The 13,936-nt window shown below is 65.8% G+C and carries 3 protein-coding genes; all 3 read left to right on the plus strand.

Going from position 1 to position 13,936, the window contains the following annotated elements; translation table 11 throughout:
- Positions 1 to 74 precede the first annotated feature (74 nt).
- Entirely contained in the window at positions 75 to 3,317 is a 3,243-nt protein-coding gene (locus tag AC1AYX_RS08935) for an immunoglobulin-like domain-containing protein (protein WP_476503148.1), read from the plus strand.
- A gap of 388 nt (positions 3,318 to 3,705) precedes the next feature.
- Positions 3,706 to 8,760 carry a family 43 glycosylhydrolase gene (locus AC1AYX_RS08940; RefSeq protein WP_476503149.1) on the plus strand — a complete coding sequence of 1,685 codons (5,055 nt, stop codon included), beginning with the start codon at positions 3,706 to 3,708 and terminating at the stop codon, positions 8,758 to 8,760.
- Between the two features lie 419 nt (positions 8,761 to 9,179).
- Positions 9,180 to 13,805, plus strand: a complete 4,626-nt coding sequence (locus AC1AYX_RS08945; protein ID WP_476503150.1) for a family 43 glycosylhydrolase — start codon at positions 9,180 to 9,182, stop codon at positions 13,803 to 13,805.
- Positions 13,806 to 13,936 lie beyond the last annotated feature (131 nt).

Below are 13,936 nucleotides of genomic sequence, written 5' to 3' on the forward strand. Positions count from 1 at the left end.
TCATCGCAAGGTAGGCGATGACGGGCGAGGAGGAGACCGTCGGAAGAACATGATTCCCTGATCGAAGGAGCATTATGGGGAACTGGAAGAAGGCGGTGGCGCTGGTGGCCACAGTGCCGATGCTGATGGCGTTGGCGCCGGCCGCGAACGCGGCCGACACGACGACGTCGGCGGCGAACACGCCGGCCGCGCAGCAGGCGCTCGCGGCCGCCGTCGCGCAGAACGGAACGATCACGGCGGACGATACCGCCGCCGCAACCGCCGACGCGACGCCCGCCGAGGGGCCGAGCGACCTCGCGAACTACGAGAAGGACGCGAACCTGCTCGCCAACTACGACTTCAACGACGTCAAGGCCGACCAGACCGGCACGCTGAACGACAAGACCGGCAAGGCCAAGGCGACCATCAACGGCAAGGCCACGACCGCGACCAACACGAAGGACAGCACGACCGCGCTCACGCTGGGCTCCGGCAACTGGCTGAACCTGACCAACGCCGACGGCTCCGCCCTGCTCAAGGGCAAGCACGCCGTCACCATCAGCTACGATTCCAAGGCCAACGCGACCGGCGGCGCCTGGACGGTCTTCGCCGCGCCGAACGCGAACGGCGTCAACGGCAGCGCGCCCACGTATCTCGGCGTGCTCGACCAGACCAACAAGACGCGCGTCGAGCGCTACATCAACGGCCGCAACTCCGACAAGGCCACCATCGACAAGAACGCCGGAACCGCCGGCAACTGGAAGCACGTCGACATTGTCGTGACCGACGAGTTCTCCGCGCTGTACGTGGACGGCAAGCAGCAGGGCGTCTCCACCGACACCGCCGATTCGCCGCTGACGTCGATCCTCGGCGCCGAGGGCGGCGTGTTCCAGATCGGCAAGGGCAACTGGGGCAACGGCGAATACTTCACCGGTGACATCGACAACCTCAAGGTCTACGATTCCACCGCCGCGGCCATCGCCGACGCGCTGGCCAACGCGGACGTGCCGGAATCCGTGACCGCCGACTTCACCGTGCCGGTCAGCTCGAACGGCACCGCGATCGCGTGGACGTCCGACAACGCCGCGATCGCGATCGACGCCGCGACCGGCAAGGCGACCGTCACGCGTCCGGCCTCCGACCAGGCTGACGTGAAGGTGACGCTCACCGCCACCGTCGCGGGAACGAGCGAGTCCAAGACCTTCACCGTCACCGTCAAGCATGAGGAATCCGCCGCCGACAAGGCGCAGGCCGACCTCGACGCGATCGGCCTCGGTAACCTCAACGCCGTGTACTCGAGCATCACGCTCCCGACCACCGGCTCGAAGTTCGGCAGCCCGATCACGTGGACCTCGTCCGATCCGTCCGTCATCTCCGACAAGGCCGACGGCAAGGTCGCGCCGGGCGTCGTCACCCGTCCGGCCGACGGCGACAAGACCGTCGTGCTCACCGCCTCCGTCGAGGGCGCGACCGCCGTCAAGCGTTTCGTCGCGACCGTGAAGAAGGCCGTCAAGCAGGAGGCCACCACCGACTACCTGTTCGCGCACTTCACCGGCTCCGAGCGCAACGTCACCGATGAGCAGATGTACTTCGCCACCAGCGAGGACGGTCTCAAGTGGACCGACACGCATAAGGACGGCGACCCGGTGCTCACCTCCGACGTGGGCGAGACCGGCGTGCGCGACCCGTACCTCGTGCGTTCCCCGGAGGGCGACACCGTCTACCTGATCGCCACCGATCTGAGCGTCAAGAAGTACGGCTGGCACTTCCGTCCGGGCGCGGGCGGCAGCACCAAGCTCGTCATCTGGGAATCCCATAACCTCGTTTCCTGGTCGAAGCCGCGTCTCGTCGACGTCGCCTCGAAGATTCCGGGCGCCGGCTGCGCCTGGGCGCCGGAAGCCTACTGGATTCCGGAGATCGGCGAATACATGGTCTACTGGGCGACGACCGCGTATGAGCGCAGCGACCCGAGGTCCAACGACAGCCCGCTGGCCAACGAGTACAACGATCAGATGAACATGTACTATGCGACCACGCGTGACTTCGTGCACTTCTCCGATCCGGTCAAGTGGATCGACCGCAACGTCTCCGTCATCGACACCACGATGATGAAGGTGGGCGACTGGTACTACCGTGCCAACGGCGACGGCAAGAACTCCATCGAGAAGTCCAAGGACCCGTTCGCCGTGGTGGACATCAACGGCGAGGCCGCGGACAACACCAACACGGACGAGAACCAGTGGTCGTACGTGGGCGCGCTGCAGGACATCCTCAGCAACCCGAAGTACAGCGGCAGCTACCTTGAAGGCCCGGAGTTCTTCAAGTACAACTCCGACGACATTCCGACCGTCAACGGCAAGAAGATGCCGTACGGCCTGATGTGGGACCAGTACCGTGAGGGCAAGGGCTACCTGCCGTTCTTCACCTCCGATCCGGGCAGTAACAGCGCCTCCGATTGGTCGTTCGCCTCCTCCGTGAACTTCGGTTCGCTCAAGAAGCGCCACGGCACGATCCTGCCGATTACGAAGACCGAGTATGACGCGGTGATGAAGGCCTACAACGGCACCACTCTGCAGAACAACTACTCCGAGGGCGCCGCGGCCGCCAAGTCACTCACCGTGCTTGACTCCGCGAACGCGTCCGTCGCCGGCACGACCGTCAAGGTCAAGGCCGGTGCGACGGCCACGTTCAGCGCCGTGACCAGCGGCCTCGCCGACGGCACGCAGGTCGCGTGGACTTCCGCCGATCCGTCCGTCGCCTCTGTCGACCCGGCGACCGGCGACACCGCCACGTTCACCGGCGTCAAGGCCGGCACGACCACGGTGACGGTGAAGGCCGGCGACCAGACCGTCGAGTTCACGCTCGAGGTCGAGAAGTCCGGCAACGAGCCGACGACCAAGTACGGCGTGGAGGACCTCAAGGCCGTGACCGCGAACTATGCGGACAACGGCGCTCAGGTGGCCTCGTTCCGTTACGACCAGTCCGGTCCGTTCACGATCGCTGCTGGCCGTAAGGTGAAGCTGCAGGGCGTTCCGATCGATTGGAAGATCGCGGAGATCACGCCCGACGCCACGAAGGGCCAGACCTTCACGGTGACGAGCCCGGATGGTCTGTTCACGCAGACCTACGCGTTCGTGTTCGCCGGTGCCGAGACGCCGAAGCCGAACTCGGGCGCGGGCGACGCGAACCAGAGCAACGGCGCGAACCGGGGTAACGGCACGAACGCCGGCAAGGGCGGCCTGTCCGCCACCGGCTCCGCCGTCGCCGGCCTGATCGGCGTGACGGCGATGCTCGCCGCCGCCGGCGTCACCCTCACCCTCCGCAAGCGCCGCGCCTAGCGCGACCGGTGTGTTCTGGCCCCCTCTGACGAGGGGGCTCCCGGCGAAGCCGGGTGGGGGAGAGACAGCGGCCGTAGGCCGCGGGAGATACGGCATCGGCCGAAGGCCGATTCGATTTCCCCGCGGCCCGTGGCCGCTCATCTTCTCTCCCCCAGTCGGCCTTCGGCCGACAGCCCCCTCGTCAGAGGGGGCTTGGTTTTATGCGTCGTGGGTTTTGTTACCGCTCACAGGTATGATGGGGGATTGTACATGGCCGATGCTGGTTTGTTCGGTCGTGGGTGCCTTGGGGGAGTGGTGGAAGAGCTCCGATGGGAGCCTGCGAACGGGGACGATGTCGCAAGCGGGCATCGGATGTGCGAGGAAGCAATCCCCTTACCGAAGGAGCACTATGGGGAGTTGGAAGAAAGCGGTGGCCGCAGTCGCGGCGCTGCCGATGCTGATGGCGATCGTGCCATCGGCGACGGCCGCGGACGCGTCATCATCGGCCACAACCGCGCAATCACAAACCGCGCAACAGGCGCTGCAACAGGCCGTCGCGCAGAACGCCGCGGATACCGACCTGCTCGCGAACCTCGACTTCAACGACGTGAAGGCGGGCGCGACCGGCAGCATCACCGACGCGACCACCGGCGTGAAGGCGACGATCAACGGCAAGGCCGCGACCGGCACCGGCAAGGACGGCACGACCGCCGCCCAACTGGGTTCCGGATTCTGGCTGGACGTGACCAAGTCCGACGGTTCGGCCGTGCTCAAGGGCAAGGACGCCGTCACGATCAGCTACGATTCGAAGTCGGCGAGCACCGGCCAGGGCTGGTCGTTCTACGCGGCGCCCGACGCGAAGGCGCCCGTCTACAAGTCCGAGCATTACCTCGGCGTCATGGACCTGACCACGTCGCTCACGTTCCAGCGCTACAACAATGACGGCTCCGGGCGCAACGAGTCCGGCAGCGTCGCGGCGAAGGACCTGAAGAACGACTGGCGTCACGTCGACATCGTGCTCGCCCCGACCTCGTCCACGCTGTACATCGACGGCGAACAGGTCGCGACGGCCACGCCTGACGGCGCGGTCAAGCAGGGACTCACGGACATCCTCGGCGCGGACGGCGGCGTCCTCCAGCTCGGCAAGGCGAACTGGGTGAACGGCGAATACTATTCCGGACTGCTCGACAATCTGAAGATCTACGGTTCCGCGCACACCGCCGACCAGATCAAGAAGGACTACGAGGCCGGCACGCAGCAGACCAAGCAGGCCGAGGCGGATGCCAACGCGCTCACCATCCCGAACGCCGACGACGTGCGTTCCAGCATCACCCTGCCGACCACCGGTACCGTGAACGGTTCGACGATCAGCTGGAAGTCGAGTGATCCGGCTGTCGTCACCGATGCCGACAACGGTGACGTGAAGGCTGGCGTCGTCACCCGTCAGAAGGCGGACACGAAGGTGACGCTCACCGCGACCGTCACCGGCAAGGACGGCTCCACCGCGACGAAGACCTTCGACCTGACCGTCAAGGCCGCCGTCGAGAAGCCGAAGACCACGGATTATCTGTTCGCGCACTTCACCGGCACGGAACGCAACGCCACCGACGAGCAGATGTACTTCGCGACCAGCAAGGATGGACTCACCTGGCACGACACCCGTGCCGCGGGCAATCCGGTGCTCACCTCCGATCTGGGCGAGAAGGGCGTGCGCGACCCGTATCTCGTGCGCTCCCCGGAAGGCGACCACTTCTACTTGATCGCCACGGACCTGAGCATCTACCATCGCGGCGGCTGGGGCGACAACCCGGCGCAGAAGTACAACGGCAGCAAGGACCTCATCGTCTGGGAGTCCGACGACCTGGTGAACTGGGGCGAGCCGTACGCCGTGGACGTGGCCTCGAAGATCCCGCACGCCGCGATGGCGTGGGCACCGGAGGCCTACTGGATCCCGGAACTCGGCCAGTACATGGTCTACTGGGCGACCACGTCCGATCAGGACGACAAGGATCCGAGCGCCGCCGACCCGACCAACATGTACTACTCGCTGACGCGTGACTTCAAGACGTTCAGCACGCCGGTCAAGTGGATCGACCGCCCGCAGTCGGTGATCGACACGACGATGCTCAAGGCGGACGACGGCTACTACTACCGCGTCTCCGGCGACACCGAGCTCGGCGTCGAACGCACGAAGAACCCGCTCGCGACGACCTTCGTGGGCGAGGGCGACGGCTACAACCACGGCAAGGACGACCAGCAGTGGGAGTTCGTCGGCTACTTCCGCGACCTTGTCGGCAACAGCAAGTGGACCGGCAAGAAGCTGGAAGGCCCCGAACTGTTCCGCTACAACGACGACGACGTGCAGACGACGGCCTCCGGCAAGCAGATGAAGTACGGCCTGATGTGGGACCAGTACGCGGAGGGCAAGGGCTACCTGCCGTTCTACTCCGCGGACCTCGGCAGCACCGACACCGCCGACTGGGCGGCCGCGAGCAAGGTCAACTTCGGTTCCCTCAAGAAGCGCCACGGCACGATCCTGCCGATCACGGCCTCCGAATACGAGGCGGTCATGAAGGCGTTCGACGAGAACCAGCCGCTTGAGCCGGTCACGCCGGACAAGTCCGGTTCCAAGCCGATCGCGTCCTACGATTTCGAGGACGACAACGATCTGGGCAAGGACACGACCGGCAACGGCAACGATCTGACGCTCAACGGCGTCAAGGAGTTCGGCAAGCCGGGCGACTGGGGCAGCAAGGTCATCCAGCTGCGCGGCGACGGCGGATACGCCGAGCTGCCGACCGGCCTGTTCGACGGGCGCAACGAGTTCACGCTCGAATTCTCGTCGAAGTCGCGCCAGACCTCCGGCAACTTCTTCTCGTTCGCGCTCGGCCAGGACAACAACAAGTACCTGTTCATCCGCCTGCGCGGCAACGAGGCGTACGTGGCCATCACGAAGGGCTCGTACCAGAGCGAGCAGAAGATCTCCGGCGCGATCGACACCCAGACGTGGCACAAGTACACGCTCACCGTCACCGCGAAGCACATCGCGCTGTACGTGGACGGCGAACTCGCCGGCCAGGTCGACACCGACGTGGCGATCACCGATTTCGGCAGGAACACGAAGGCGTACTTCGGCAAGTCGTTCTACTCGGCCGACGGCACCTACAACGGAGGCATCGACGACGTGAACATCTACAACTACGCGAAGTCCGCGCTCGACGTGCAAGGCCCGGCCGCCGCGCTCAAGGTGAAGAAGACCGACCAGATCCTCTCGCAGAACACGACCACCGCCACCGACGGTTCCGGCGCGGTCACGAAGACGATCGTGCTCGACTACTGGTCGGACGCGAAGACCGGCGCGAAGTCGGACAAGTCGAAGGTCTCCTTCGACTATGAGATCCCCGACGGCGTGACCGTCGCGGACGAGTCCGGCAAGACGCTCACCGCCGCCGACCTGAACAAGATCACCGACTACTCGCAGCCGCTCAAGCTGAAGCTCACCTACGACGGCAAGACCGTGGACTACACGGTCGGCGTCGAGGTGCTCGTCACCCCGGTGCGCATCAGCGGCGACGAGGCGAAGGCCTCCGGCATCGGCGAGAAGGATCCGACCGGCAACGAAGGCTGGAAGTTCTTCGCCGACCCGCAGGTCGTCGCCTACGGCGGCAAGTACTACATCTTCCCGACCACCGACGGCTACTCCGGCTGGGCCGGTCACTCGATCCACGTGTTCGAGAGCTCCGACATGGTCAACTGGGAGGACAAGGGCACCGTCGTCGACCTGTCCAAGGACTACAACGACATGATCGACGGCCGCAAGGAGAAGGCGTGGGCCCCGGGCTTCGCCGTCCGCAACGGCAAGTTCTACCTGTACTTCTCCGGTGGCGGCATGACCAACGTGGCCATCTCCGACCCGGCGAAGGGCGGCACGATCACGTCCGGCTACAAGATCCAGAAGGTCAAGGTCGAGTCGAGCATCGACCCGGCCGTGTTCCAGGACCCGAACGAGCCCGACAAGTACTATCTCGCGTGGGGCCAGTCCCCGGGCAAGTACGCCGAGCTCAACGACGACATGACCGGCATCAAGGCGGGCACCACGGTGACCACCAACGCCACGAAGGACATGCGTGAGGGCTCCTACATCACGTCCCGTCCGGATCCGAACAAGCCCGGCAACACGATCTACTACTACAGCTACTCGTGCTGGGACACCAACGAGCCGCGCTACAGCGTCGGCTACGCGTACGTCTCCGCCAAGAAGCTGAGCGACGTGAAGGGCACGGACTGGCAGTACGGCGGCTACATCCTGACGAAGGACGACGCGAAGGGCATCCTCGGCACCGCGCACCACTCGTTCGTGCAGGTTCCGGGCACCGACGACTGGTACGTCGTGTACCATGCGTTCCTCACCGACGAGATGCGCCCGCGCGGCTACGATTCCACGCACAACAACGCGCAGCTCGCCAACGGCAACAAGCGTGAGATTCGCATCGCGCGCGTCACGTACGGCGCCGACGGCACGATCAACACGATCCCCGTCACGTACGAGGGCGTGCTGCCGGAGACGACGCCGTCCGTGTCCGTCACGGGCGCCGTCGCCGGTTCCGGTTCCGGTGATGCCGCGGACGCCGCGACTCCGATCGGCACGAAGCTCACCGCCGCGTTCAACGATGGTTGGAAGCTTTCGTCCGTCCAGTGGTATCGCGCGGATTCCGCCGATGCCGCGGACGTCGCGAAGGCCGTCGCCATCGACGGTGCGACCGCCGCCGAGTACACGCTGACCGATGCGGACGCGGGCAAGACCGTGTTCGCGAAGGCGGTCGGCGAGAACACGACCGGCGTGCTGCAGAACGCGCAGCCGGGCACGGCGGGCGCGTCCCCGTCGAAGACGTTCGAGCTGACCAGCGCCGACACCGTCAAGGTCGCCGCCAAGCCGGCCACCGTCCCGGTCGAGTCCGTCACGATCACCGGCGACGGCGTCGCGGACGGCAAGGTGACGGTCAAGGAAGGCGCGTCCGTCGCGTTGAAGGCGACGGTGACGCCGTCCGATGCGTCCGATGCGGATGTGGCGTGGACGACGTCGAACGCCGCTGTCGCGACGGTCGACGCGAACGGCAAGGTGACCGGCGTCAAGGCCGGCACCGCCACGATCACCGCGACCGCGGGCGGCAAGACCGCCAGCGTGACCGTGACCGTGACCGCCAAGGGCGATTCCGGTGACAACGGTGCGGGTGACAACGGTGCTGGTGATAACGGCTCGGGCAACGGTTCCGCGACCAAGCCAGGTGCCGGCAACGGCTCGGGCAACGGTAGTGGTGCCGTGACGAAGCCGACGGCCAAGCCGTCCGGCAACGGTGCGGCTCTGTCCAAGACGGGTGCCGCCGTGGCGTCCGTGCTGGGCGTGGTGGCCGTGCTCGCCGCCGCGGGCATCGGCCTGACCGTCTGGCGCAAGCGCCGCGCGTAGCGCGACGTCGTCTTGGCCCCCTCTGACGAGGGGGCTCCCGGCGAAGCCGGGTGGGGGAGAGACAGCGGCCGCAGGCCGCAGGAAACGGAATCGGCCTTCGGCCGATACGATATTCCCGCGGCCAGCGGTCGCTCCTTTTCTCTCCCCCAGTCGGCCTGCGGCCGACAGCCCCCTCGTCAGAGGGGGCTTATTCGTCTCGTGTCTGAATCATCCGTTTCCCCTGTAACCGCTTCCGGCGTGGCGTAATGGTAGCGTTCACAGTACAATGGGAACGTACATCCGCGGGGTCGTGGCCGTTGTCGACTTCGGAATCGCGGGAATCGCCGGGGAACGGTGGGGAACAACGTCACAGCGGAAGGGTGACGGCCGCCATCGCCGGCGATGTGAGGAAAGCGAAGTCCCCTCATCGAAGGAGCATTATGGGGAACTGGAAGAAACTGGTGGCGGCGCTGGCGTCGTTGCCGATGATGGTCGCGGGGCTCGCCCTGGGGCCGAGCACCGCGATGGCCGCGGACGCCACGTCGCTTGAGGAGAACGGCGGCATCACCGTCGCCTCCGGCGATGCGAACGCGACCATCGCCGACGACGCCGACTACGGCAAGGTCGTCAACATCTCCGGCAGCTGGGTCAACGGCAGCGCCACGGACGGCGTGCCCACCAAGGCCGTCGCCACGTTCAAGGACGCCACCGTGTTCAACAAAGTGGCATGGACGCTCAACGCCGACGTCAAACTCGCCGGCGACGCGAACGAGAAATCATCCGCATTCACCATCGGCACCAAGGGCGAGGCCGTCAACCTGCTGCTCGGTACCGGCAAACTCGGCTACGGCGCGACCGCCGGCGGCAACAGCGGCAAGACCGCGGCCCTGTCGAAGACGCCGGAAGTCGGCCAGTGGGCCGCGCTGTCCGTCGTCTACAACGAGAACGACACGACCGGCAACGTGGCCGTCTACATGGACGGCGAACAGATCCTCGCCCCGACCGCGCTCGGCTTCAAGCTCAGCGCGCAGCAGGGCACGCAGGCGTACATCGGCCACGGCTACGAGACCAGCTTCGTGCTCAACGGCACGTATGACGGCATCACCGTCGCCGATTCCGCCGCGACCGCGGACGCCGCCAAGAAGGACACCGCCGACCGTCTCGCCGCCAAGAAGCAGTCCTCCGTGCTGCCCGGCGCCGGCGAACACGGCAACAACGGCTACCTGTGGCTCAACTTCAAGGCCACCGATTATGAGAAGGTGAACCTCGGCTACAGCGCCGACGGCTACAAGTGGACGGCGCTCAACGGCGGCAAGGCCGTCATCACGTCCACCGTGGGCACCAAGGGTCTGCGCGACCCGCACCTGCTCAAGCTCGAATCCCCGGACAAGGACGGCAACAAGTACGTGATGATCGGCACCGATCTGCACGCCGAGGGTTCCGCCTCCGGCGGCAGCTGGGGCCAGATCACCGCCAGCAAGTACCTGGTCGTCTCCAAGTCCAAGGATCTGGTGACCTGGACCACGCCGAAGCTCGTCTCCACCGGTCTCGAGGGCAAGGTCGGCAACGCCTGGGCCCCCGAAGCCATCTGGGACGCCGAATCCAACGACTACCTCGTGTACTGGTCCAGCCGTGACCTGTCCACCGGCGGCAACGACCCCACCACCTCCAACACCGCGTTGAAGGTGTACAAGGCCCACACCAAGGACTTCGAGTCCTTCGAGAACCCGACCGTCTGGATCGACCAGAGCTCGCAGAGCCTGCACAACATCATCGACACCACGATCGTCAAGGGCGACGATGGCGACTACTACCGCTTCTCCACCTCCGACTGGTTCACCACCGTGGATGTCGCCTCCTCGCTGGAAGGCAAGTGGACCCGCCTGGTCGAGCGTGATTCCGACATCAACGCCGACGGCACCTCGAAGATCACCGGCGACAAGGTGATCTCCACATCCGCCTCCGGCCTGAGCAACCACATCGAAGGCCTCACCGCCTACCAGCTCAACAGCGGCGCGTGGATGGTCATGGGCGACAACGGCGGCTACCGTGGCTTCACCATCGACCGTCTGTCCGACCTGAAGAAGGGCCGCACCTTCTCCGCCGCCTCCGGCGTGAGCTTCAGCGAGAAGTTCCGTCACGGCACCGTGGTCGAGCTGACCGCCGACGAGCAGAAGGCCGTCCTCGACGCCTACGGCGAGGACTCCGGCACCGTCAAGCCGGTCGACCCGGACAAGGCCGGCTCCAAGCCGATCGCCTCCTACGATTTCGAGGACGGCAAGGGCACCGACACCACCGGCAACAAGCACGATCTCACCTTCAACGGCAACGCCAAGGTCTCCGAGGACTCCGCGAAGGGCAACGTGCTGACGCTCGACGGCGCCTCCGGCACGTACGCCGAATTCCCGCAGGGCCTGTTCGACGGCCGCAACAAGCTGACCGTGCAGATGGACGTCAAGTCCGAGATCAACGCGAACCAGTTCACGTTCACCTTCGGCCAGGACAACCAGAAGTACTACTTCCTCAAGTACAACAACTCGGGTGAGCTCGCCAGCCGCATCACCACGAACTCGTACGGCGCGGAGGACGCGGCCAACGCCTCGCTCACCGGCAACGGCGCGTGGCACAAGGTCACCGTCACCCTCGACGACAACGTGATGACCGTCTACGCGGACGGCGCCCAGGTGGCGCAGAACGCGGCGACCAAGAACAAGGTCACCGATCTGGGCAAGAACCTGCTCGCCTACCTCGGCAAGTCGTTCTACCAGGATGACTACTTCAAGGGCTCGTTCGACAACGTGAAGATCTGGAACCGCGCGCTCACCGCCGACGAGATCAAGGCTTCCAGCCCGGTCGCGCTGCAGAGCATAGCCGTGGGCACCGTTCCGGCCGATCCGTCCGCCGCAAGGGGCACCGACGACCACTCGCTCGTGCGTTCCGCGCTCGACTGGTCCACGAAGACCGTCACCACCGTGCTCAACCGTCGCGGCGACCCCGCCAAGACGCCGGTCACCGTGACGTTCAACCGTGACGCCGACACCGTCAAGCTCACGCTCGACGGCAAGGCGTTCACGAACGGCGGCACCGCGGATCTCACCAAGGACCGCACGCTGGTCGTCACCTACGCCGACGGCACGTCCGAGACGTGGACGCTCAAGGCGGCCACTGTGGGCAACAACCCGGTGCTGCCCGGCCAGTACGCCGATCCGGACATCGACTATTTCGACGGCAAGTTCTGGATCTTCCCGACCACCGACGGCTTCTCCGGCTGGAGCGGCAACTACTTCCACGCTTGGTCGTCCACCGATCTGGTGAACTGGAAGGACGAGGGCGTGATCCTCGACGTGGACAAGAGCCACGAGGGCCAGAAGCAGGACTACTGGACCGAGCAGACCACCGTCTCGCCGTGGTCCGTGGGCTCCGCGTGGGCGCCGACCATCGAGAAGAAGAACGGCAAGTACTACTTCTACTACTGTGCCAAGTACCCGAACGGCCAGTCCGCGATTGGCGTCGCCGTGGCCGACAACCCGGCCGGCCCGTACAAGGCCGCCGACCAGCCGATCGTCACGCGTTCCATGGAGGGCGTGACCGTCGGACAGGCCATCGACCCGTCGATCTTCACCGATCCGACCACCGGCAAGTCGTACATCACGTACGGCAACGGTTCGCCCGCCATCGCCGAACTCAACGACGACATGGTCAGCGTCAAGGCCGGCACCGTGCGCAAGCTCAACGGTCTGACCGACTTCCGCGAGTCTGTGGTCGTCGCCTACCGTGACGGCAAGTACCACTGGACCTGGTCGTGCGACGACGCCGGTTCGCCGAACTACCACGTGAACTACGGTGTCTCCGATTCGATCGACGGCGCCATCACGTACAAGGGCGTGCTGCTCGAGAAGGACACCTCCAAGAACCTTCAGGGCACCGCGCACCAGTCCGACGTGCACGTGATCGACAAGAACGGCAACGAGCGCTGGTTCATGGCCTACCACCGCCACTACACGCCGCTCGGCGTGTTCACCTCCGGCCTCGGCTACCACCGCGAGACCGCCATCGACGAGATCCACTTCGACGCGGACGGCCTCATGGAGACCATCCACCCGACCGATGAGGGCGTCTCCGTCGAGATGGCCGACGTGACCGCGCTCCAGGGCGCGATCGAGGCGGCCGACAAGCTCGGCGACGATGGCGCGAAGTACACGGAGGCCAGCTGGACGGCGTTCACCACCGCCCGCGACGCCGCCAAGAAGCAGCTCGCCGCGTTCGAGGCGAACGGCCTCGCCCAGAAGGACGTAGACGCCGCTATGGCCGCGCTGACTGAGGCGCAGGGCAAGCTCGCCGAGAACACGCCCGAGCCGGAGCACCCGGCCAAGGGCACGATCCTCGGCATCGAGGTGACCTCCAAGCCCGCGAAGACCGAGTACAAGGTCGGCGAGAAGCTCGACGCCACCGGTCTGGTCGTCACCGCGACCGTGGCCGACGGCAACGGCGGCACCACCACCCGTGCACTGGATTCCGACGAGTACGATCTGCTCGGCTTCTCCTCCGAGAAGGCGTCCGATGCGGTGACCGTCACTGTCCAGGCCAAGGCCGATCCGAAGCTGACCGCCACGTTCACCGTGTCGGTCAAGGAGGCGGAGACCCCGACGCCGGACACCAAGTACAGTGTGGCCGATCTCAAGGCCGTGACTGCGAACTACGCGGATAACGGTGCTCAGGTGGTTTCGTTCCGTTACGACCAGTCTGGTCCGTTCAGGATCGCGAAGGGCCGCAAGGTCAAGCTGCAGGGTGTTCCGGTTGCATGGAAGTTCGCGGATGTGACCTCCGATGCGGCCAAGGGCCAGGTGTTCAAGGTGACGAGCCCGGACGGCAAGTTCGCGCAGACGTACACGTTCGCGTACGACACCACGAACCCGCCGACTCCGAAGCCGCAGCCTACGCCTGCGCCGAACACTGGTAGCGTCCTGTCCAAGACGGGTGCCGCCGTGGCGGGCGTGCTGGGTGTGGTGGCCGTCCTGGCCGCCGCTGGCATCGCCTTGACCATCTGGCGCAAGCGCCGCGCCTGACGGTTCCCTAGGCCCCCTCTGATGGGCTGAGCCGTGAAGCGGAGAGCCCGGTGGGCTCTCCGTAGGCGAAGGCGAGCGACAGCGAGCTGATATGAGGTCGGCCGTAGGCCGTCCTTGATTGCGGTCGGGCT

It is taken from the genome of Bifidobacterium sp. LH_419 (assembly GCF_056356955.1).